Genomic DNA, 22352 nt, shown 5'->3' with positions numbered 1-22352 from the left:
CGAGGTGTCCTAGCCATTCTCCCGTTCCTCGACTGTCCCTGGGACGGTCAACTCAGGGGTGAGATCCCGGCGTCACCCCGAGTCACAACTGCTATAATTTTGTTAAGGAAGCTTAATAATCAAACCCACACATGAGTAAGTCCCCGGTTCACGCCTTCTTTGTTGGTCGTATCCTTGCAGAAGAAATCGGCGCAGTCCTAGAACGGACTGTCTCAAACTCCCTCAGTGCCTTTGGTCAGTTTGACGCTGAACAACGGGAAAACCTACGTCAGTTCTCCGAACGAGTTGTGGAACGGGCCGAGCAGGTTGAATCCGATCGCACCACGACGGGGTCTTCATCAGGGAGTCGTCCTGTGTCCACCGATCAGGATTTACAGGCCCTAATTGATGGTTTACGGGCCGAAATTGCTGAATTACGGTCTGAACTGCAACGGTACCGCAATCGTAGTGACAACGACTAATTCCAGAACTCTCTTCCCCATCTATCCGCCAACTTCATCGAGAACGTCGAGTGTCTGCTCTGTCTGAGGACTCCTTGCCCCAATCGACCCGCTCTGAGCGATCGCCCCTCGATCGCTCGTCGGGTGATCATCATCGCCGCCCCCGAGGCGATCGCCCCCTACTTCCGACTGCTTCCTCCTACCGATGGAACCGTCCCAACTACTCCCGTAACCGCCGCCGCATTGAGATTTGGTCTTTTGTGGGCCGATTTCTCTTCGACTTGTGGCTCAATGAGCGCAAATGGAGTTATTGGGGGGGCTACAGTGATGCCAAATTGGCCGCCCGCCGTCGTCGCCTCGCCATCTGGATTCGAGAAACCTTCCTACAACTCGGCCCCACCTTCATTAAACTCGGACAACTGTTTTCGACGCGATCGGACATCTTTCCGGCGGAGTATGTAGAAGAATTGTCTAAACTCCAGGATCGGGTTCCTGCGTTTGGGTCTGAACTGGCCTACGAGATTATCCAGGAAGACTTTGGCAAACCCGCTCAGGAACTCTATCGCTATTTTGACCCCGTCCCTCTCGCCGCAGCCAGTCTTGGGCAAGTCCACAAGGCCCAACTCAAGGGCGGTGAAGAAATTGTCGTGAAAGTCCAACGACCTGGATTGAAACGACTGTTTGACATTGACTTGGGGATTGCGCGAGGAGTCGCCCTCTACCTACAAAATCACTCCAAATGGGGCAAGGGCCGCGATTGGATGGGTATCTACGATGAATGTTGCCGCATCCTCTATCTCGAAATTGACTACCTCAACGAAGGACGTAATGCCGATACCTTCCGCCGTAATTTTCGCGGGGTGGACTGGGTGCAGGTTCCTCGTGTCTATTGGCGCTATACCTCCGCACGGGTGCTGACCCTGGAATATCGCCCAGGCATCAAAATCAGCCATTATGAAGCCCTCGAAGCCGCTGGGTTGGATCGCAAGCATTTGGCCAGTTTAGGGGCGATCGCCTATCTCAACCAACTCCTCGATCATGGCTTCTTCCATGCCGATCCCCACCCCGGGAATTTGGCGGTGAGTCCTGATGGGGCCTTGATTTTCTACGACTTCGGCATGATGGGGCAAATTACCTCCAATTTGCGGCAGAAGTTGATGGAGTTGTTTTTTGGCGTCGCCCAGCGGGATAGCGAGCGCGTCGTTCAAGCCCTCATCGCCGTCGAAGCCTTAGCCCCGATGCAAGATATCGGTCCCGTACGGCGATCGATTCAATACATTCTCGACAACCTCATGGATAAACCCTTTGAGGAACAGTCCGTTGAAGCCATCACCGATGACCTCTATGAAATCGCCTATGATCAGCCCTTCCGCTTTCCAGCAACGTTTACCTTTGTCATGCGTGCCTTTTCGACCCTGGAGGGGGTAGGCAAAGGTCTCGATCCTGACTTTAATTTTATGGAGGTGGCGAAACCATTCGCGTTTGATCTTATGAACCAAGGACGAGAAGACTATGGCAATGGCATTCTTTCAGAGTTGAGCCGTCAGGCCAGTGAAGTGAGTTCAACCGCCCTGGGACTCCCTCGGCGTATTGAAGACAGCCTCGAAAAACTAGAGCGCGGTGACGTGCGAGTGCGAGTGCGGGCCACGGAAACTGATCGCCTGCTACGACGCATGAGTAACATGCAGATGACAACAAATTACACGCTTCTTGTGAGTGCGTTGACGTTGTCCGCTACGATTTTAGTAGTCAGTGGCGAAGTTTGGTTAGCCGCAGGCGTAGCTGTTTTGGCGATCGTCTTGGTCATCGCCCTACTTCGACTCATGACGCGTATCAACCGAGCGGATCGCTTCTAGATTGGCTCCCTCACCCGCAACTTTAATAATTTTCAGGTTATGAAACCAGCCTTTGCCGGCCAGACCGATAAAGGTCTAATCCGGGCTGTCAACCAGGACGCTTACCATATCGACGAAGCCGGACGCTTCTTCATTGTCGCCGACGGAATGGGTGGCCATGCCGCTGGACAAGATGCCAGTCGCATTGCCAAGGATGCCATCTGTCATCACCTCGATCTCGGCTGCGACGGTGAAGAGGAACCAGAGACCCTTCTCAAAAAGGCGTTCATCGGTGCGAACAAGGCCATCATGGAGGATCAACTGGTTCATCCTGAGAATGCGGATATGGGGACCACCGCCGTTGCGATTTTGCTGCAACCCGGCCCCGATGGTGAGATTGTTCAAGTCTGGTGTGCCAATTTGGGAGACTCGCGGATTTATCGCTTCCGTGATGGAACCCTCGAACAAGTCACGGAAGATGATACCTGGGTAGCCCAAGCTATTAAAGCCGGAGTTCTCCCCGCAGAAGAAGCCCGAGAACATCCCTGGCGTCATGTTTTATCCCAATGTCTTGGCCGAGAAGATATGGGCGAACTCGAAATTCGTGCCCTAGATGTCGCCCCCGGCGATCAGTTCCTACTCTGTAGCGATGGACTCAGCGAAGAACTGACAGACGATCGCATTGCCGCAGAACTCGCCGCCAGCAAGGATTGTGACGAGGCCACCACTCGCCTGATTGAAACAGCTAAGGCAGAAGGGGGACGAGACAATATTACGGTGGTGTTGGTGAGGTTGTAGGGAAGAAGGGAACAGGGAACAGGGAACAGGGAAAACCCACCCCGCCCTCCGGGCAACCCTCCCAGGAGGGGAAAACTTCCCTACTGCCTGCTGCCTACTGCCTGCTGCCTACTGCCTTCTCCCGCCTACTGCCTGCTGCCTACTGCCTGCTGCCTACTGCCTTCTCCTGCCTACTGCCTTCTCCTGCCTACTGCCTTCTTCTCCCTTCTTCTCCCCCGATCGGAACTTCCCGGTCGGGGAGTTCATAATGAGCATTTTTACCGTTGACAAATTGCTAAAACTCGTATCAGAGGATAGGGAACCTCAATGAAGATTGTCCCGTCCTAAAAAATATCTGGGTGCAGATGTTGCAATTCCTGTCAAATATTTGTTATATTTTGTAACAACACAGGACAAGCGACCTCAACAAGGTCATAACCCTAGAGTTAAGCCAGTCTTGAGAGACGCTGACCCAGTTCCTGTATTGACGAGACGATTCGCTTGAGAGGTACATCCCATGGACCAACCGATCCAACTGAGTCTCGAACAGCAGTTTAGTCTGCGTTCCTTTGAAACCCAAGTGGCCCAAATGAGTCATGAGCAAGCGCAACAGTTCCTTCTGAAACTGTACGAGCAAATGATGTTGCGCGAAGTGACTTACAAAAATCTACTCAAACACCAATGGGGCATTGAACCCAACGGGATGTCGTAGAGCCATAAGACTCTCTCAGGGCGACCTCCGTCTCTGGCTCAATTCCTCATTTGTGGGAAATGGTCTGGGGATGCCGGGGCGTTACTGGAGACTCCCTTAACCTGCTTGCTGCTCCCCCTAATGATTACCTGGGTGATAACAAATTCGACTACCCTAGGAATGAATCATGTCTTTGGGACGCAAGCCTTATATGTTTCAAAACCTTCTCATCTGTACCGATTTACAAGACGGTCTGCATCGCCTGGTTCGCTTCGTTCCTAGCTTCGCCGCGTCAGGAGTCCGTAAACTTGTTTTCTTCCACTCTGTCCGAGTTGATGACGATCGCGGCGTTCCTAAAGTGGACAAAGCCGCTATGGAAGCCGCGCGTCAATACCTGTCCATCGCTCAGGAGAATGTCCCTGATGGCGTTGAAGTCGAGGTGGTGGTTGAATCCGATCGCATTGTGGAGAATATCCTCCACACCATCAAAACCCATCACTGTAACCTCGTTCTGCTGGGAACCGACAACAAAACACTCCTTAACGAAAAACTGTTTGGCAGTACAACCGCCGAACTGGTCGAACGGATTAAGATTCCTCTCTTAGTCATCCGTCCGGCCTTAATGTCCACCTACACCGAAGAAGAACTCGATCTCCGCTGCCGTCATCTCTTGCGCTATCTCCTCATCGCTTATGATGGCAGCAACACCGCCCAAGCTTTGGTCCAGCAAATTACTCAGGTGGCCCGCGATCGCCCTGAGAACTCGTTAAACTCCTGTCTCCTAGCTTGGGCCATTGAGTCCAAACGTCGCCGTGACATTCCCCAATCGCAAACCGTCGAGGATGCTGAAGCGATCCTGGCGGAGGTCAAACAGGAGCTTGAGCAGTATAACCTAACCGTGACCACGCAAGTACGGGAGCAAGAGCGGTTGAAGACCATGATGGACTTAGCCATGGAGTATGACATCAGTGCGATCGCCGTCAACTCCCCGAGTGTTCCGCGCCTTCTAGAATGGTCGCGGCCCAACTTTGCCAACCTTCTCCTACGCCGCAGTTGGCATCCGGTTCTGTTCTTCCCAGATCCCGACTAAGGCAAGATTCTCCGAAATCCGAGTCCGAAATGTGATAAGTATAGGGTGAAAGTCCTTACATTCAGCGACGTTAAACAAAACGATGTTTTCACTTATTTTTCAATTCTGCTTAGCTGCCCTAGTCCTCTGGTCTTTCATTATGGTGATTGGGGTTCCCGTGGCCTATGCCTCTCCCCAAAACTGGGATCAGTCCAAAGGACTCATCTGGATTGGCTCAGGAATCTGGGTGGCCTTAGTTCTCGCTGTGGGTGTTTTGAACTACCTCGTCGTTTAAATCAACCCCGAGACGGAATAAGGAGGAATCTCACCTGGGATCCCTCCTAGGACTCCTCACCGAATTTATATTTAGAGCAATCGCCAAATGAGATAAGACGTTAACAAAGCAGGCAAACCAGCTTTGAATGGAGCGTTCCCAATTATCCATTGTCCATTATCCATTGTCCATTGCTCTAAACCCCATTCCCCCTTTTATATCTCACCTCAGCCTCCCTAAAGATTTATGGCAGTTTTTGAAGGAACGTTTGCCGGCGTCGCTCCTTACCGCTTCGCTATTGTTATCGCCCGTTTTAATGATCTCGTCACCGAGAAGCTACTCGGTGGCTGTCAAGACTGCCTCAAACGTCATGGCATCGATGTCAACCCGGAAGGAACCCAGGTCGATTATGTTTGGGTCCCCGGAAGCTTTGAAATTCCCCTTGTTGCCCGACAACTCGCCCTCAAAGGCAATTACAACGCCATTATCTGCCTCGGAGCCGTCATTCGCGGTCATACTCCTCATTTTGACTACGTGGCGGCAGAAGTCTCGAAGGGGGTCGCAGCGGCGGGCTTCCAAACGGGAGTCCCCATCGTCTTCGGCGTTCTCACCACCGACACCATGCAGCAGGCCCTAGAACGAGCCGGAATTAAGAGCAATCTCGGCTGGAACTACGCCATGGATGCCCTAGAAATGGCCAGTTTAATGAGTCAGATTGGTGGGGACTCGGACATAAACCCAAATCCCCAAGCCCTCCCCAATGGAGAGGGCCGTCCCCTAATGCGTGATGCGTCAGCTCACTAGAGCGTTACCGTCCTGCAAGACAAGCCGCGAGATCCGCCTCAGCGGTGGAAATTCCCTGTAGGTTGTAGGTTTGCGAGAGCAACTCAAAGACACGGGGCGAGATGAACGCGGGCAGAGTTGGGCCAAGGCGAATGTTGCGAATCCCTAAATGGAGAAGGGTTAGCAGAATCGAGACGGCTTTCTGCTCATACCAGGACAGAACCATCGAGAGGGGCAGTTGATTGACATCCGTGTCAAAGGCATCGGCCAAGGCCAAGGCGATTTGGATGGCGGAGTAGGCATCATTGCATTGCCCCACATCCATCAGTCGCGGTAAGCCGCCAATTTCCCCTAAGTCTTTGTCAAAGAAACGGAATTTGCCACAGGCCAGGGTCAAGACGATACAGTCATCGGGCACGTTTTCCACGAACTCCGTGTAGTAGTTGCGTCCTGATTTTGCTCCATCACAGCCTCCCACGAGGAAGAAGTGACGAATCTGACCCCCCTTGACTGCGTTGATAACCGTATCAGCCACTCCTAAGACGGCATTACGAGCAAAGCCAGTGGTGACGGTTCGCAGTTCTGGTGTCTCTGGGAAACCGGGTAGGGCTAGGGCCCGCTCAATTACAGGAGAGAGATCCTCACGGGTCAGATGGGGAAGATGGGGATAGCCCACTGCCCCGAGGGTGAAGACGCGATCCTCGTAGTTGGCGTTGGGGGGCATGAGGCAGTTGGTGGTCATCAGAATCGGACCGGGGAAGGCGGAAAACTCCTGGGGTTGGTTCTGCCATGCGGTTCCATAGTGACCGTAGAGATGGGGATAGGTTTGTTTGAGGCGGGGATAGCCATGGGCGGGAAGCAGTTCGCCGTGGGTGTATACATCAATGCCTTTGCCCGCTGTCTGTTGTAGCAGGGCTTCGACGTCTTTGAGGTCATGCCCGGAAATGAGGATGGCTTTGCCTTGGCGTGGGGTGATCGGGACGCTGGTGGGAACAGGATGACCGTAAGCCCCGGTGTTGGCGGCATCGAGGAGTTCCATGGCCAGGAGGTTGATTTCTCCAAGTTTCAGGGCTAAGGTCACCCAATCGTTGAGGGTGAGATCTCGTCGTCCCAAGGCGGCTAGGGCATCGTAAAAGTAGTCATAGACGCGATCGCTCTCTTGTCCGAGTTCGGCGGCATGATGGGCGTAGGCGGCAATTCCTTTTAAGCCATAGAGAACGGTGAGTTTGAGGGAGAAGATGTCAACGTCGCCCGAGCCTTGGCTGATAAACTCATATTCGGCTTCTTTGCCCTGTTGGATGAGAGTATTGCGATCGCCAGCAGGCTGAAAGTAGGCTACGTCAGACCAGGGATGGTTCTTGGGCAATTGCTGTTGGAGGAACTCTCGCAGTTCCACGGTTTCTTGGATATAAGCGGCAAAGCGATCGCCGTCGAAGTTGACGTTAGTTAGGGTGGCGAAGAGGGCTTCACAGGCGAAACGGTTGGCGGTGGGCAGATTCAGGTTGGCGGAACGAGCCTCGATGACCACTTCGGCGAGTCCTCGCAGGGCATGGGTGAGGAGGTCTTGTAAGGCGTCAACCTCGGGGCTTTTACCGCACGCTCCCCAGTTGAAACAGCCTTCGCCTCGGGTGGTTTGTTCACATTGGCTACAAAACATGATGGTACATCCCTCGCTGATTGCTTGGTTTTAGCTTAGGCTGGGGATTGGGGGTGTGTCTTTGACTTGGATCAAGAAGGCAGTAGGCGGGAGAAGGCAAGAGGCAAGAGGCAAGTCCGTTCTCCGTTCTCCGTTCTCCGTTCTCCGTTCTCCGTTCTCCGTTCTCCGTTCTCCGTTCTCCGTAGAGGCAAGAGGCAAGAGGCAAGAGGCAAGAGGCAAGAGGCATAACCCACCCCTGCCTGTCTCAGGAGGGGAAGAAAAGACGTAGGGGCATCTCCTTGTGGGTGCGCTCTTTGGGGAGCCGGGAACAGGTGGAAGGGTTGGGAGGTCTAGTGCTGGTAATCGGCTCTTGGGTGCTTATTAGCGGATACAACCTTAAAATCACTTGACAGCATGGGCAAGTTTGTCCAGAGTTTATTGTTTATGATTAAGTTTTGCTAAGATTGGGTCTAAAAATGCCAGAAATTCGAGATTTTTTAAGCAACGTCGACCTGTTTGAGAGGTTGCCAGAATCCCAAATTCATGCTATAGCAACTATTGCTAAATCCTTGCAGTATGACAAAGGGGAGACGATTTTTTTTGAGGGTGATCGCTGTTTGGGCTTCTTTATAGTTCAGTCGGGACGAGTGAAAGTCTATAAAGCCTCTGCCGATGGCAAAGAACAGATCTTACATTGGTTTGAAACGGGCGATCGCTTCGCAGAAGTGCCAGCATTTGATGGGGGGCGTTATCCAGCTTCCGCCTCAGCTCTGGAGATGACCAACCTGATTCTGATTCCCAGTCAAGCCCTGCTGGCGTTGGTAGAACAATATCCGAGCTTGGCCTTTAATTTATTGGCGGGTTTGTCACGAAATTTACGCCGCTTCGCTAATCTTATTGATACTCTATCCCTTAAAGATGTCTCCAGCCGCTTGGCGGGGTACTTACTCGATTTGAGCGATCGCCAAGAGTCTAACCCCGTTGAACTGGATTTGGCAAAGGGACAGTTGGCGGCATTTTTGGGGACAATTCCCGAAACCTTATCGCGAACGTTTGCCAAACTCACTCAGGCGCAATTGATTGAAATGGAGGCAAGACAGGTTAAAATTTGCGATCGCGAGGGACTACAGCGTTTAGCCGCCGGAGACAAATAACTCAATTGCTCCCCCCGCCTTCTCATGTTTCCATAAAACAAATTTTCGGTTAAGATAGCCATCAACCTCAAATCAAACGGATCTAACGTTGCTCCGGTCACGTTCTAGTGGTGCAGTCTATCCCCATTAGTACGCGTAAATCTAGTTTCGTATCCTCAATGTTTAGCTGGCTCACGGCTCCAACCAACTCTGTTGCTGGGAATCAACTTCCCCGGCTTAAGTTACCCCGACTCCTCAGTGTTTTAGAGGTTTGGGGGTTCGGCTTAAGTGGTTTATTGCTGTGGCTTGGGACTGGCCCAGCGTCTAATGCTGACTTAGGACAACCGCTAATTTGGGTTTGGCTCGTCGCCACGGTCATTGGCGTTCTCTACAATCTCCAGGTCAAATATTTGGGCAGCCAATATCCAAATGTATCCGGGGGAACGCCAAATTACATCACGAAACTCCTGGATAATCACCCCTTTTTGGCCCGGTATGGAGCCATTGGCTACTTTTTGGGCTGGGTTTCCGTTCCCTCAATGAATGGCATTGTTCTAGCAGGGTTAATTGCTGCCAATCTAGACACCCTGGGGATTGAGGCTCCTGAAGGCTTGTTAAGGATTATTTTTACGGCTCTTCCCTTCATCGTTGCCTATAGTGGCACTCGGGCCATTAGTATCCTACATCTGTTTTTTGTCTTGCCGGCGGTGGGATTTTTCCTGGTGTTTTGTACCCAGGGCCTAGGTTGGTTAGCCATCTCCCCCAACAGTCCCGGATTTTTCCCCAGTCAGTGGCAACCGCTCGGGGTGGGAGATTGGGCCAAGTGGTATTTTTTGGCGGTGTATGCGGCCTATGGCTGTGAAACGGCTTCGGTGTTTGTAGCCGACAATAAAAAACCTCATAAAACCCTTCGCAGTCTCACCTTTGCCGCAATTCTTCTGCCGATTATCTACACAGGAGCCTCTTGGTTACTGATGCGGTTGGCCAGTAACCCGGAGTTGGGAAGTAATACCTTTGTGCAGTTGGTGGCCGTGTCTCGTCCGTTTTGGGGTAATGCGGCCCCTGTTTTGGTGACGTTTCTTATTGCTTCAGGCTGTCTCCTGAGTTCAGCGACGGCGGTGGCCCTGACTCCTCGGGTTCTCTATCAACTGTCGCGCGATCGCTATCTATCACCAGTTTTCGCGGTGGTGTCTCGGCGGGGAGCCTTTGGCCCCGGTTTGAGTTTTACCTTTGCTCTGAGTCTTCTGTGTTTGTTGTGGGGGGACGTAGAACGGGTGGTGATGGTGACGGGAACGGGGTATCTCTCCAGTACCATGATGCTGCATTTGGGAATGTGGCTCAAACGGGGGACTCGTAGCTCTTGGCTGCCTCGCTGGTCCTTAGGGTTCTTCCTCTTAGAAGCCATGGTGTTGGTTGTGGGAGGACTGATGTGGAGTGGTGTGGATTTGTTGCTGGGGTTAGCCTTTCCCGTTGTGGTTCTGCTGTTTGACGCGGCGATCGCCCGCAATCGCTTGTTTCTGTTTCAAAGCGATTGGTGGATTCGTCTCTACCATAAGCAACTGGGGGAGAATTTCCAGAACTTCGTGGCGGTTCAGGTGGGGGTACTGTTACTGCTTCTCTGTGGGGCCGCTTTTCTGAGTTGGCAAGGCCAAGTTTGGATCATGTCGGCGACGAATCCAACGGCGTTGGCGGATGTCTCGGCGAATTTGCTGGTGTTGCTGTTGCTGACGGTGGGGTTTGTTGGGGTGGCGATCGCCTGTTGGACGAGTTTACCCCAGGCCGAGGCGATCGTGGAAACCCGCGATCGCGCTCAGTTGCTCTTCCGTATTGCCGATGATGCCATCATGGTTCTGGATAGTCAGGGCATGATTCGGGAGGTGAACCCCGCCGCGAGTGCCTTATTCAATTTGCCGGGATTTGAACTCCTAACACGACCCCTCTGGGAGTATTTACCCGGTTTCCCGAGAGTAATTGAGACGGCCCCTCGCATTAGTGAACAGGATTTTAAGCGAGGCCCAGACTCAGGAACCGTGGAAGTGGGGATCTCGGTGTTGGAAACAGAGGCCTCTCGGGAATATCTGGCGATTTTGCGAGATGTCACAGAGCAAAAACAGGCGAAAGAGGCCCTACGGCAATCGGAAGAGCGACTGCGGAATTGGGCCACGGAACTCGAACAGCGGGTTCAGGAACGCACCGCCGAACTGCAAGAGGCGATGGAGTTGGCTGATGCGGCAAACCATGCCAAAAGCGACTTTCTGGCCAGCATGAGTCATGAGTTGCGCACTCCCCTGAATGGGATTTTAGGCTATGCCCAAATTTTACAGCGATCGGCAAAACTCACAGGACAGGATCTTCATGGGGTCGAGATTATCCAGCAATGTGGGGCCCACCTGCTGACGTTGATTAACGATATTTTGGACTTGTCGAAAATCGAAGCTGGGAAGATGGAACTTCACCCCAATGCGTTTCATTTTCCGGCGTTTTTACAGGGGGTGGTAGAAATTTGCCGGGTGCGATCGCAAGGGAAACAGATTGACTTCTTCTATGTCGCTGATCCCCATCTCCCCACGGGAGTCAAAGCCGATGAAAAACGCTTACGGCAAGTCTTAATCAATCTCCTGGGGAATGCCATCAAATTCACCCCAAAGGGAAATGTCTGCTTTAAGGTCTCGGTCTTAACTTCCCAAAACTCTGAGGGGGAGTCGAGTTCGTTAACCGACGCGTCATGTTACCGGGTTGAGTTTGAGATTACCGATACGGGGGTGGGGATGACCCCAGAACAACTTGAGAAAATTTTTCTTCCCTTTGAACAAGTCGGGGAAGGTAAACGGCAATCAGAAGGAACTGGCTTGGGGTTAGCGATTACTCGGCAAATTTTGGAGTTAATGGATAGTCCCATTGAGGTAAGTAGTACCCCCAATCAGGGCAGTCAGTTTAGTTTTGTCGCCACCTTAGAACGGGCCGATGACTGGGTGAACTCCGCCACTCAGTCGGATTTAGGTAAAATTATTGGCTATGAGGGCGATCGCCTAACTCTTCTTGTGATTGATGATCGCTGGGAAAATCGCTCAGTCATCGTGAATCTTCTCACACCCCTCGGGTTCACCGTCATTGAAGCGGAGGAAGGAGGACAAGGACTGAATATGGTTCTTGAGGAACGCCCAAATTTAGTGATTACCGACCTCGCCATGCCAGGAATGGACGGCTTTACCTTCTTGAAACATCTACGCGAGCATCCTGAGATTAAGGCAACGCCCACCATTGTCTCCTCGGCGAGTGTTCTGGCCATTGATCAACATAAGAGTTTAGCCGCAGGGGGAGATGACTTTCTCCCTAAACCTGTCCAAGCGGATGAACTTCTACAAAAGATCGCCAACACGATCGATATCTCTTGGATGTATGAGAAGGAGGATTCAGCAGTCGTGACGGCTCAAACCCCGCCTCAATGTAGCCTAGGAGATAGCCTACAAAATCCGCCTCTTGAGGAGGTTGAGAAATTACTAGATCTGGCTCGACAAGGACTATTAAATCGAATTGTTGATGAGGTGCAGCAATTGCGGCAACAAAACCCAAACTATCAAGATTTTTCCGATCGCGTTCAACATTTAGCCCAGGAATTTAAGATGAAGCAGATTCGTGATCTATTAGAGAGCATTGTTGAGCAGTAGCTCAATTCAAGTCAGTTCCGTCAACCTCTTGAGATAGGCTGCCGCTAAAATCAGGCACAACTGCTGCTCTGGACACATCCTCTACAGCTCTGAAAATGTACCATTGAATTAGCCGAAACTGTATCAAGACTCTATCGAGCTTGAGGAGTACCGTTCTATTTTGTCGTTTTTCTGTAACCCCAATCACAAGTTACCAGAAAAACATGAAATCTTTAGCCAAGGAGTTAAGTTTTATGCTAAAAAGGGGGATAAACCATAATAAGCAGCATAGAAACTGATCTAGCTTTACGGCCAGTTTACTATTTTTAGAGATTTGGTTTAGGGAGCATTGCTATGCAGCTCTGAACTTTAGTTGTTTTGGGTTACGCTTAAAAACTTGCTGTCACCTTTTTAATTCCAGTTTATGTCGAATTCCGAGTCTGATATCATTTTAGTGGTCGATGATACTCCAACAAATTTAGCAGTATTATCAGAAGCTCTCACCACGGCTCACTATCAAGTTGCAGTCGCTCTTGACGGTGAAACGGCATTGGAACAGGTGAGTTATAAACCGCCCCATCTCATTTTACTAGATGTGATGATGCCGGGGATTGATGGGTTTGAAACCTGTCGTCGCCTCAAGGCCAATCCTGACACTGCTGATATTCCCATTATTTTTACCACCGCTCTCTCGGATACAGTGGACAAGGTGAAGGGACTCAATTTGGGTGCAGTCGATTATATTACGAAGCCCTTTCAGCAGGAGGAAGTGTTGGCCCGGATTAAGGTGCATCTTCAGCTCTATCATCTTAATCACAACTTAGATGCTCAAGTTAAGGAGCGAACGGCACAACTATCTGAGGCATTAGAGAGTTTACAGCAAGCTCAATTGCAACTGGTACAACGTGAAAAACTGTCCTCCTTGGGGCAATTAGTGGCCGGTGTAGCCCATGAAATCAATAATCCGGTCAACTTCATTCACGGGAATCTCATTCATGCCAAAGAGTATATTGCGGATTTACTAGCTCTCGTCAATCTCTATCAAGAGTCCACCCCAGAGGTAACTCCGGAGGTGAGAGCATTTGCTGATGAAATTGATTTTGATTTTGTCAAGGAAGATTTACCAAAATTAGTCAAGTCTATGGAAGTGGGTGCAGGGCGGATTCAGGGCATTATTTCCTCCCTAAAAAACTTTTCTCGGACGAATGACCAGGAATTTAATGAGACGAATGTTCATGAGGGGATTGAGAGTACCTTATTGATTTTAAGTAACCGCCTTAAAGCCAAGTCCTTTCGACCTCAGATTGAGGTGAGAAAGCAGTATGGGGAGTTACCCTTGATTGACGGCTGTAGTGGACAACTCAATCAGGTATTTACCAATATCCTCAGTAATGCCATTGATGCGTTAGACGAATCTGCGGGAAATCAGGGACAAGATTGGCACCCCTATATCGAGATTCACACCTCGCTGAGGGGAGAGATGGCCGCCATTACCATGAGTAATAATGGGAGCAGTATTCCCCCGGAGGTGCAAGAACATCTCTTTGATGCCTTTTTCACCACTAAACCTCAAGGAAAAGGGACGGGGATGGGGTTATCCATTAGCCATCAAATCATTACCCAGAAGCATGGCGGTCGTCTAAGCTGTGAGGTGGAGGGCGATCGCGTTGGCTTTATCATTGAGATCCCTGTGCAGCAGCGTCTCACCCCTCCTTCCCGAGAACCCCAAACGGCAAGCCATTAATGAATCCCTGATGAGTCCATTTTCCCAGGCCCCCAGCCGCAGCCAAATTCTCCAGGAAGCCCTAAATCTAGGGTTTCATCGTGTGGGTATTGCGGCGGTGACAGCGGAGCCGGATCAGGCGGAAGTCGAGGCGGTGACTCATCTCCAACGCTGGTTAAATCAGGGCCATCAGGCGGATATGGCTTGGATGGCGAACCCCAAACGCCAGGATATCCGGCAAGTGTTACCGGATGTGCGATCGGTGATTGCAGTGGCTGTGAACTACTACACGGAGCATTCCCAACCGGAGGAGGAAGATGGGGCGAGAATCTCCCGTTACGCCTGGGGACGGGATTATCATAAGGTTCTCCATCGTCGGCTGAAACAACTCTGTCGTTGGCTAGAGAACTGCGATCCCGAGATTCAGGCGAAATACTATGCCGATACGGGCCCCGTTCAGGATAAGTTTTGGGCCCAACAGGCTGGGATTGGTTGGATTGCTAAAAATGGCAATGTCATTACCCGAGAGTATGGCTCCTGGGTGTTCCTCGGGGAAGTGGTGACGAATCTTCCTCTGGAGGGCGATCGCCCCCATACAGACCATTGTGGCACCTGTACACGCTGTATTGAAGCCTGTCCCACGGCGGCGATCGTTCGGCCTGCGGTGGTGGATGCTAACCGCTGTTTGGCCTATCACACTATTGAAAACCGCAGCGATCGCCTCCCGGAAGACATTGCCAAGAACCTCAACGGCTGGGTAGCTGGCTGTGACATTTGCCAAGAGGTTTGTCCCTGGAATCAGCGATTTGCTAAACCCACGGATGTGGAGGAGTTTCAGCCTTATCCCCAAAATCAAAACCCGAAACTCTCTGAGTTGGCCCAGCTGAGCGAGGACGATTGGGATCAACGGTTCCGGGCCTCGGCCTTACGACGGATTAAACCCGCCATGTGGCGACGTAACAGTCAACAGGCTCAAACCCCGCCTGATTAAAGACGAGGTTTGAGAGTGGAGGTTTAGACTAACTTGCCTGAACAATCAGCTCTTGAATTAGCCATTTAGCCATTCAATTAGCCATTGACTGGGGCCGGCTCATTGGCGTTGCGAGAGCGACGGCGAGTCAGGGAATTAAACAGCATCTGGCCGATGGCTTTAATCAGATTCCCTTCGAGTTCTTCAAACATAACCATGTTCAGTTTGAAGGCATCATTGGCTTCATCGACAATGCGAGCGGCTTGAGCGTCATCAATGGGGAGACTATCCATGGCTTGACGATACTCGGCCTTAAAGGCTTTCTCATCAGGAATCTCGGCGAACTCGTAAAATGCCGTTCCCTGGCCATCCTGTAACCCCATGGCGTCCTGGGCAATTTTTTTGAGAATCTGTCCGCCGGAGAGATCCCCTAAATAGCGGGTGTAGCAATGAGCCACCAACAGTTCCGGTTCAGTGTTGGAGATGTCGCGGATGCGGTTAACATAGCCTTGTCCTCCCTCGGTAGGCTGCACCACCTCACGCCAGTTGGAGCCAAAGTAATAGTTAAGATCCTGTTCTAAACTCTCTTTTCGGTTCAGTTGAGGATAGTGGAGTTTTGACAAGACAGGATGCTCCCGGTGGCGTTCCATCTCCTCTTCCATGGCAGAGTAGACGAAATAGAAGTTTGCCGCTAGCTTCCGATAGGAGTTTTTCTCCACGGTTCCTTTGAGGAAACATTTGATAAAGCCCACGTTTTCGGCCATGGTGTGGGACTTTTTCGTGCCTTCCCGGAGTTTTGTCGCGAGATTACTGGTCATACTAAAATTAAGAATGCTATAATTTTCGGTTCGGCGTATCGATGACGACGTGCCGTTACGGACAAGACGGACAACAGAAGTCGCGCAAAATTGAGACAAAACGCCTAATCTGCTTAAATCAGCCTAGATCGATTTGATGAGAATTTTTATTAAGAATTTTTAACCCACAGGTCACGACATCGCCCAAGCCAAGGGGGTTCAAGATGCCCTGAAGCCTATCCGCCTGAGGCGGGGGGCTGGCATGACTTGGAAACTAGCTCAATTGCGCCTAAGATGGGGGGATACAGGATTGTCTGACCCCTCGTTGAGCCTTCTCTATCGTGAAACTCGCTGGTTGTTTATCAGTTCTACTGCTGACCCTGCCCCCCCTCAGCTACAGTAGCTTGGCGGCTCCTCTGACGGAATCCCCCGTTAGACATTCGGTTCGGGGAATTGATCCCCTCTGTCGTCAAGTTTCCTCCAGCCTAGAGCAGGGACTCTCGATCCGCGTTGATCCCCGTCCTGATGCCCGTTCCATCGCCAACGTAGCCCCTAACGAACGTCTGCGTTTAATGCCCGACGCCGAGGAAATTCGGGGGCCAGAAGGCAATATCTGGTTAGCGGTGAGTTTTCCCGCTGAGGGCTATGTGGACAATGGCCCCCTAGGAAGCACTCATCTCAACCCCTGTGAAGCCTTTGTTTGGGGATCTCAATTGCCGTCAACCTCAGGGGCTAGCACATCTCAACGGCTCGATACTCCCTCCCAGAGCGATTCGGGCAGTTCCTGTCGTCGCGTTATTCAACCAGAAGGCTTAACCGTTCGTCAATCTCCCTCCTTGAATGGCTCAGTGTTGGGGGGGGTTGATGTTGAGGAAACCCTGCGAATTCGTTTACCCTTGCGGACTATTGTCGCCTCAGATGGTCGTGAATGGGTCGAAATCACCGCTCCGTTTGATGGCTATGTCTCCAATGGCTTTGGGGATGGAGTCAGTAATCTAGGACTCTGTCGATAATCCGTGACTGATATTTTAATTCTCTCCAACGGCCCAGGGGAAGTGACTACCTGGGTGCGTCCCGTGGTGCAAGAAATTCGGCGACAATTTCCCCAGGCCAGACTTTCGGTGGTTCTTTCTCCCTGTCCCCACGCCAGCGGCCGGGAGGCGGCGATCGCCCGCAGTTATCCTGACGTTGATCGCGTCCAAGCGGCCGAAGACTTTTGGCCCTTTCTCCTCCGGGGCAAAACCGCCGAGAACTGGGATTGGAGCGATGAGGGAGTCGTGTTGTTCCTGGGGGGCGATCGCCTGTTTCCCGTTCTTATCGGGCGACGACTCGGCTACCGCATCGTGGTCTATGCCGAATGGCACGGACAATGGTATCCCTGGGTCGATCGCTTTGCTATGGCCACCCCCGAGGCGATCGCCCAGGCCCCCCCTCGCTACCGTCATAAACTCTATGCCGTCGGCAATCTCATGGCCGATGCCGGAGTGATGCGATCGCCCCTCCCCCCCATAGACAGCCAGCATCCCGGCCGCATCGGCTTTCTCCCCGGTTCCAAACCCCTCAAACTCAGCCTTGGGGTTCCCCTCACCCTAGAAATTGCCGACTATCTCGGGCAACAGCGTCCCGAACTGGAGTTCGTCATTCCCGTTGCCCCCAGTTTAGACCTCGACCAACTCGCCGCCTACGCCAATCCTGACCAGAATTCCACCCTAGCCGCCCTAAACTGGACCTCAGCCCAACTCATCCACCACCAAGGTCATCCCTACCTAAAAACCCGCCAAGGAACCCGCCTGAAGTTACATCAAGAGGTTCCCCCCCACAATCTCCTAAAGCAGTGTCATCTCTGCATCACCACCGTCGGAGCCAACACCGCCGAACTAGCGGCCCTGGGGGTTCCCATGGTCGTTCTACTGCCCACCCATCGCCTCGATGTGATGCGGGCCTGGGATGGCCTACCGGGACTGTTAGCCAATCTTCCCGGACTCGGCTCAGGCTTCACGACGCTCTTTAGTTGGCTAACCTGGCAATGGCTGCAACGACAATCCGGCGGAACCCGTCTGGCCTGGGCCAACATCTGGGCCGGTGAACAGATTGTGCCAGAGTTCCTCGGACAATTTCCCCCCAGTGCGATTGGCGACACTGTCCTAGATTTCCTAGATCATCCCCAAAAACTCGAACAGATGCGACAAAAGCTGCGTCAGGTCTCCGGTTCCGGCGGTGCGGCGGAAAAAATTGTCAATTTGCTTGATTTTGGGAGAAGGCAGTAGGCACTGGGCAATAGACAATAGGCAAGGTTTTCCCTCTACCTCCTCCACTTCCTCTACCTCTGTGACTGAAGTGGTTCCCCTACTGCCTGTCTTCCCCTACTGCCTGTCTTCCCCCTGTTCCCTGTTCCCCTACTGCCTACTGCCTTCCTCCCTTCTGTGATAAGCTAAGCCTTGGCAATTTAAAACTATTTTTAGAAGGAAGCGTTAATAATGACGGGTTCAGCGGAGATTCCCTACCTCTTGAGAGCGGCGCGGGGTGAAGCCCTGGAGCGTCCCCCAGTTTGGATGATGCGACAGGCAGGACGCTACATGAAAGCCTATCGCGACTTGCGTGAAAAATATCCCAGTTTTCGGGAACGCTCCGAGATTCCCGAGGTGGCGATCGAGGTGTCTCTGCAACCCTGGCGAGCCTTCAAACCCGATGGGGTGATTCTTTTCTCCGATATCGTCACTCCCCTGCCGGGGATTGGCATTGAAATGGATATTGCCGAGGGGAAAGGGCCCATTATTGATCCCCCCATTCGCTCCCTAGAACAAGTGGAGAACTTGCATCCCCTCGATCCAGATGAGTCATTACCTTTTATTAAACCGATTCTGACGACACTGCGGCAGGAAGTGAATAACGAAGCCGCTGTGTTGGGTTTTGTGGGCGCTCCCTGGACTCTGGCGGCCTATGCCGTGGAAGGGAAAGGCTCCAAGACCTATTCTGTGATTAAGAATATGGCCTTCTCGGAACCCACCATGCTGCATCGCTTACTGGAGAAACTCTCCGATGCGATCGCCACCTATGTCCGCTATCAAATTGATTGTGGCGCTCAAGTGGTGCAGATGTTTGACTCCTGGGCTGGACAACTGAGTCCCCAAGATTACGATACCTTTGCCCTGCCCTATCAGAAACGGGTCTTTGAGCAGGTGCGTCAAACTCACCCCGACACCCCCTTAATCCTCCTGGTCACCGGGAGCGGTGGCTTGTTAGAACGGATGGGGCAATCTGGGGCCAATATCGTCAGTGTCGATTGGACGGTGGATATGGCTGAGGCTCGCCAACGCTTGGGGAGTGAGATTCATGTGCAGGGGAACCTCGATCCGGGTGTGTTGTATGGTTCTAAGGACTTCATCCGCGATCGCATCCTCGACACGATTCGCAAGGCTGGTAACCGGGGTCATATCCTAAACTTAGGTCACGGTGTTCTCCCGAATACCCCCGAGGAAAATGTGGCGTTCTTCTTTGAAACCGCCAAACAGGCCGATCAGCTATTGGCGACGGCTTGACGTGATGTAACGCCGCTGAACCGGGCCGCCGTGGCCCGGGCCAGCCGACTTCCCAGCGATACTACGCTGATTCTTCCTGTCGTTTCTCCACCCTTAATGCTTGCTGATGAAACGAGTCCTCCTCACCGGAGCGAGTGGCTGTATCGGTCACTATATCGCTGAAACCCTGATCGCTCAGAGTGATTGTGAACTGTATTTGTTTGTTCGCGATCGCCAAAAGCTGAACCTAGATCTAGAGCGGCGATCGGGGATTCATATCTTGGAGGGGGACTTACGAGACATTCATCAGTTCCGAGAGGTTCTAGAAACCATTAACTGCGCCATTCTCACCGCTGCTGCCTGGGGAGGCTCTAAAGAAACCTTTGACATCAATGTCACCAAAACCTGTATGCTGATGCACCTCCTGGATCAGGAGACCTGTGAACAGGTGATTTACTTCTCCACCGCCAGTATCCTCGATCGCAACAGCGAGATTCTGCGCGCGGCAGCCCACATGGGAACCGACTATATCCGCTCTAAGTATGATTGTCTCAATCAACTGCACCGGATGCCCATTGCCGATCGCCTGACGGTTCTCTTTCCCACCATTGTCTTAGGGGGAGATGAGAACAAACCCTACTCCCACGTCTCTGCGGGCCTCCCTGAAGTCAGCAAGTGGCTCAATCTCGCTCGCTTTATCAGTGTTGAGGGCAGTTTTCACTTCATTCATGCCCAGGATATCGCCGAAGTCACCAAATATCTGCTAGAGAACCCTCCCTCAGAACGTCGTCACTATGTATTGGGGACCGAACCCTACACCGTCGATCGCGCAGTGAGTGAACTCTGTCGCTATTTCGACAAACGCATTTACTTTCGCTTTCGCCTCAATCGCTGGCTGACGGACGTGATGGTGGAATGTCTGGTGCGTCTAGGAGTCGTTCAGATGGCCGCGTGGGATCGGTTTTGTTTAGAGTACCGAGACTTTACCTATACCGATGCCGTAACCGGTCAAGATTTTGATTGTCCAGTCCATTGTGCAACCCTAACCGATGCTCTCAAAGAACGCGGACTAGGACAAACCTCACCAAGCAAAGCGCCGTTACCCCCTGAGGATTCACCAGAAGATTAAGAAAATCATAGATTTCTTTAATTTTGACGAACTCTCGTTTAAAATTGTGACGTGCTTTACAGATAGACGGTTCATTTTCGTCAGTTACAGTCCCCCTCATTGTTAAATACAAATAAGAGTCTGAAGGTCAGTTTTCCGCAGGCTCAGGTCTGTTGGCACGAAATTTGAGCTGTCCAACTGTCCACTGCAAGCTATCAACTGTCCCCCGCAAATTGTTGAGAATTAGTTATCTATGTTAGCCTGACATAAACCCTTGAGGAACTCCGTTTTTATGCAGGTTTTATTAGTATACCCTCGTTTTCCACAAAGTTTTTGGTCATTCGATAAGGCAATGGAACTGGTAGGGCGCAAAGCCGTTCTACCGCCTTTGGGGTTAATCACCGTTGCCGGAATTTTACCGGAACGCTGGGAACTGAAGCTCGTTGATTGCAACATCCGAGACATTAGCGAAGCGGAATGGGACTGGGCTGATTTAGTCATCCTCTCGGGCATGATTGTGCAGAAAGACGATATGCACGCCCATGTCGCTGAGGCCAAGCGTCGCCAGAAACCCGTGGCGGTTGGCGGTCCCTACCCCACCTCCTTACCCCAAGAACTAGAAGCCGTGGGGGCTGACTTCCTCATCTTGGATGAGGGAGAACTCACCCTCCCCATGTTTGTCGAAGCCGTTGAACGGGGAGACACCTCGGGAACCTTCCGTTCCGAGATCAAACCCGATGTCACCGACACTCCCATTCCTCGCTACGACTTGCTAGAACTGGACGCTTACGACAATATGTCCGTGCAGTTCTCCCGAGGTTGCCCCTATCAATGCGAATTTTGTGACATCATCGTTCTCTATGGTCGTAAACCCCGCACCAAAGAGCCACAACAACTGATTGGGGAACTCGAACGCCTCTATGACTTGGGTTGGCGTGGCCCCGTGTTTATGGTGGATGACAACTTCATCGGCAATAAACGCAACGTCAAACGGCTCTTGCGAGAGTTGCAACCCTGGATGCAGGCCAAAGGCTTCCCCTTCCACTTCAGTACCGAAGCCTCGGTGGATTTAGCCAATGACGAGGAGTTGATGGAGTTGATGATGGAGTGCAACTTCAGCAGCGTCTTCCTGGGGATTGAAACCCCCGACGCCGATAGTTTATCCCTCACCAAGAAATTTCAGAACACCCGAGATCCTCTCCTTGGGGCCGTCAAACGCATTAATGAAACCGGAATGCGGGTGATGGCGGGCTTTATTATCGGTTTTGACGGCGAGAAAGCTGGAGCGGGCGATCGCATCGTCGAGTTTGTGGAACAGACGGCCATTCCCACCGCCATGGTGAGTATGTTGCAAGTCTTACCCAACACCGCCTTGATGACGCGCCTGAAAAAAGAAGGGCGACTGGTAGAAGACATGGGAGGTTCGGGGAATCAGAACAACCTCATGAACTTTATCCCCACCCGGCCCATCGAAGACATTGCACGGGAATACGTCAGCGCCTTCTATAAACTCTACGACCCCTTGCAATATCTCAATCGGGTCTATCGTCATTTTATGTCCATGGCTGAACCGCGCCATGTGGCATCCAATCGCGGTAAAACCACACCCAAGATTGTCAAAGCCGCGATGACGATTCTATGGCGACAAGGGGTCGTGCGTTCGACTCGTTGGGCATTTTGGCATCATCTGTTCAACATTTACCGTCACAAACCCCGCTTGCTGGTGAACTATCTCGTCTCCTGCGCCTTGCTTGAGCACTTTGTCGAATATCGAGAAATCGTGCGTCGGGACATTGAACAGCAACTGCAAGCCTATCTCCAGCGACAAACCCAACTGGCTCAGGAACAGGAGGAACCCGTTGCTGTGGGAAGCGCCAGTCAAAGCTAATTAAGACGAATCGCCGACACCCACAGGGACAACGATTAAGATGGGGGAGCGTTCACCTGCTCC

General features: G+C 52.0%; 18 protein-coding genes. 16 read left to right on the top strand and 2 right to left on the bottom strand.

Annotation, left to right across the window (positions count from 1 at the left end; all coding sequences use genetic code 11):
• Window positions 1-131: 131 nt before the first annotated feature.
• The 7 genes from L855_RS13335 to ribH all read left to right on the top strand — a co-directional run bounded on the left by L855_RS13335 (window position 132) and on the right by ribH (window position 5890).
• Window positions 132-461, top strand: a complete 330-nt coding sequence (locus L855_RS13335) for a DUF6825 family protein (protein ID WP_159788772.1) — start codon at window positions 132-134, stop codon at window positions 459-461.
• 50 nt (window positions 462-511) lie between these two features.
• The gene (locus tag L855_RS13330) at window positions 512-2296 is read left to right on the top strand and encodes an ABC1 kinase family protein (RefSeq protein ID WP_192925028.1); all 1785 of its coding nucleotides are present in this window, start codon (window positions 512-514) and stop codon (window positions 2294-2296) included.
• A gap of 39 nt (window positions 2297-2335) precedes the next feature.
• Window positions 2336-3073, top strand: a complete 738-nt coding sequence (locus L855_RS13325; protein WP_159788770.1) for a PP2C family protein-serine/threonine phosphatase — start codon at window positions 2336-2338, stop codon at window positions 3071-3073.
• Between the two features lie 496 nt (window positions 3074-3569).
• Entirely contained in the window at window positions 3570-3764 is a 195-nt protein-coding gene (locus tag L855_RS13320) for an NblA/ycf18 family protein (protein WP_159788768.1), read from the top strand.
• A gap of 166 nt (window positions 3765-3930) precedes the next feature.
• Entirely contained in the window at window positions 3931-4833 is a 903-nt protein-coding gene (locus L855_RS13315) for a universal stress protein (RefSeq protein ID WP_246198857.1), read from the top strand.
• Window positions 4834-4915: 82 nt separating this feature from the next.
• A complete protein-coding gene (gene psbZ / locus L855_RS13310; RefSeq protein WP_159788766.1) occupies window positions 4916-5107 on the top strand; it encodes a photosystem II reaction center protein PsbZ in 192 nt (63 codons plus the stop codon).
• Between the two features lie 225 nt (window positions 5108-5332).
• On the top strand, window positions 5333-5890 hold the full coding sequence (gene ribH / locus L855_RS13305) for a 6,7-dimethyl-8-ribityllumazine synthase (protein WP_159788764.1): 558 nt from the start codon (window positions 5333-5335) through the stop codon (window positions 5888-5890).
• A 4-nt stretch (window positions 5891-5894) separates the two neighbouring features.
• Here the strand turns inward: ribH and hcp are convergent, their stop codons facing one another.
• Window positions 5895-7526: a hydroxylamine reductase gene (gene hcp / locus L855_RS13300; RefSeq protein WP_159788762.1), complete on the bottom strand. Its 1632-nt coding sequence runs from the start codon at window positions 7524-7526 to the stop codon at window positions 5895-5897.
• 455 nt (window positions 7527-7981) lie between these two features.
• Here hcp and L855_RS13295 point away from each other — a divergent pair, with 455 nt between their 5' ends.
• The 4 genes from L855_RS13295 (at window position 7982) to queG (ending at window position 14999) form a co-directional block, all read left to right on the top strand.
• A complete protein-coding gene (locus tag L855_RS13295) occupies window positions 7982-8659 on the top strand; it encodes a Crp/Fnr family transcriptional regulator (protein ID WP_159788760.1) in 678 nt (225 codons plus the stop codon).
• Between the two features lie 158 nt (window positions 8660-8817).
• A complete protein-coding gene (locus L855_RS13290) occupies window positions 8818-12306 on the top strand; it encodes an ATP-binding protein (RefSeq protein ID WP_159788758.1) in 3489 nt (1162 codons plus the stop codon).
• A 403-nt stretch (window positions 12307-12709) separates the two neighbouring features.
• Window positions 12710-14029, top strand: coding sequence for a sensor histidine kinase (locus tag L855_RS13285; protein ID WP_159788756.1), 1320 nt, complete (start codon window positions 12710-12712; stop codon window positions 14027-14029).
• Window positions 14030-14039: 10 nt separating this feature from the next.
• The gene (gene queG / locus L855_RS13280) at window positions 14040-14999 is read left to right on the top strand and encodes a tRNA epoxyqueuosine(34) reductase QueG (protein WP_159788754.1); all 960 of its coding nucleotides are present in this window, start codon (window positions 14040-14042) and stop codon (window positions 14997-14999) included.
• Between the two features lie 77 nt (window positions 15000-15076).
• Here queG and L855_RS13275 read toward each other — a convergent pair whose 3' ends face one another.
• On the bottom strand, window positions 15077-15796 hold the full coding sequence (locus L855_RS13275) for a biliverdin-producing heme oxygenase (RefSeq protein WP_159788752.1): 720 nt from the start codon (window positions 15794-15796) through the stop codon (window positions 15077-15079).
• Window positions 15797-16116: 320 nt separating this feature from the next.
• On the opposite strand from L855_RS13275, the gene L855_RS13270 reads away from it, so the two are divergent.
• The 5 genes from L855_RS13270 to L855_RS13250 all read left to right on the top strand — a co-directional run bounded on the left by L855_RS13270 (window position 16117) and on the right by L855_RS13250 (window position 22289).
• Window positions 16117-16788 carry an SH3 domain-containing protein gene (locus L855_RS13270; RefSeq protein ID WP_159788750.1) on the top strand — a complete coding sequence of 224 codons (672 nt, stop codon included), beginning with the start codon at window positions 16117-16119 and terminating at the stop codon, window positions 16786-16788.
• A gap of 3 nt (window positions 16789-16791) precedes the next feature.
• Window positions 16792-18042, top strand: coding sequence for a lipid-A-disaccharide synthase (locus tag L855_RS13265; RefSeq protein WP_159788748.1), 1251 nt, complete (start codon window positions 16792-16794; stop codon window positions 18040-18042).
• 210 nt (window positions 18043-18252) lie between these two features.
• Window positions 18253-19314 carry a uroporphyrinogen decarboxylase gene (gene hemE / locus L855_RS13260; RefSeq protein ID WP_159788746.1) on the top strand — a complete coding sequence of 354 codons (1062 nt, stop codon included), beginning with the start codon at window positions 18253-18255 and terminating at the stop codon, window positions 19312-19314.
• 106 nt (window positions 19315-19420) lie between these two features.
• Window positions 19421-20422 (top strand): NAD-dependent epimerase/dehydratase family protein, encoded by a 1002-nt coding sequence (locus L855_RS13255; protein WP_159788744.1) that lies wholly within the window; start codon window positions 19421-19423, stop codon window positions 20420-20422.
• 271 nt (window positions 20423-20693) lie between these two features.
• The gene (locus L855_RS13250; RefSeq protein ID WP_159788742.1) at window positions 20694-22289 is read left to right on the top strand and encodes a B12-binding domain-containing radical SAM protein; all 1596 of its coding nucleotides are present in this window, start codon (window positions 20694-20696) and stop codon (window positions 22287-22289) included.
• The last annotated feature ends 63 nt before the right edge of the window (window positions 22290-22352 follow it).

Source organism: Sodalinema gerasimenkoae IPPAS B-353, assembly GCF_009846485.1.
Taxonomy (GTDB): Bacteria; Cyanobacteriota; Cyanobacteriia; order Cyanobacteriales; family Geitlerinemataceae; genus Sodalinema; species Sodalinema gerasimenkoae.
This window is presented reverse-complemented; position numbering and strand designations above follow the sequence as displayed.

Coding starts and splice junctions, on each gene's coding strand:
- L855_RS13335 (WP_159788772.1), top strand. CDS start 132: ATGAGTAAGTCCCCGGTTCACGCCTTCTTTGTTGGTCGTATCCTTGCA.
- L855_RS13325 (WP_159788770.1), top strand. CDS start 2,336: ATGAAACCAGCCTTTGCCGGCCAGACCGATAAAGGTCTAATCCGGGCT.
- L855_RS13320 (WP_159788768.1), top strand. CDS start 3,570: ATGGACCAACCGATCCAACTGAGTCTCGAACAGCAGTTTAGTCTGCGT.
- L855_RS13315 (WP_246198857.1), top strand. CDS start 3,931: ATGTCTTTGGGACGCAAGCCTTATATGTTTCAAAACCTTCTCATCTGT.
- psbZ (WP_159788766.1), top strand. CDS start 4,916: ATGTTTTCACTTATTTTTCAATTCTGCTTAGCTGCCCTAGTCCTCTGG.
- ribH (WP_159788764.1), top strand. CDS start 5,333: ATGGCAGTTTTTGAAGGAACGTTTGCCGGCGTCGCTCCTTACCGCTTC.
- hcp (WP_159788762.1), bottom strand. CDS start 7,526: ATGTTTTGTAGCCAATGTGAACAAACCACCCGAGGCGAAGGCTGTTTC.
- L855_RS13295 (WP_159788760.1), top strand. CDS start 7,982: ATGCCAGAAATTCGAGATTTTTTAAGCAACGTCGACCTGTTTGAGAGG.
- L855_RS13290 (WP_159788758.1), top strand. CDS start 8,818: ATGTTTAGCTGGCTCACGGCTCCAACCAACTCTGTTGCTGGGAATCAA.
- L855_RS13285 (WP_159788756.1), top strand. CDS start 12,710: ATGTCGAATTCCGAGTCTGATATCATTTTAGTGGTCGATGATACTCCA.
- queG (WP_159788754.1), top strand. CDS start 14,040: ATGAGTCCATTTTCCCAGGCCCCCAGCCGCAGCCAAATTCTCCAGGAA.
- L855_RS13275 (WP_159788752.1), bottom strand. CDS start 15,796: ATGACCAGTAATCTCGCGACAAAACTCCGGGAAGGCACGAAAAAGTCC.
- hemE (WP_159788746.1), top strand. CDS start 18,253: ATGACGGGTTCAGCGGAGATTCCCTACCTCTTGAGAGCGGCGCGGGGT.
- L855_RS13255 (WP_159788744.1), top strand. CDS start 19,421: ATGAAACGAGTCCTCCTCACCGGAGCGAGTGGCTGTATCGGTCACTAT.
- L855_RS13250 (WP_159788742.1), top strand. CDS start 20,694: ATGCAGGTTTTATTAGTATACCCTCGTTTTCCACAAAGTTTTTGGTCA.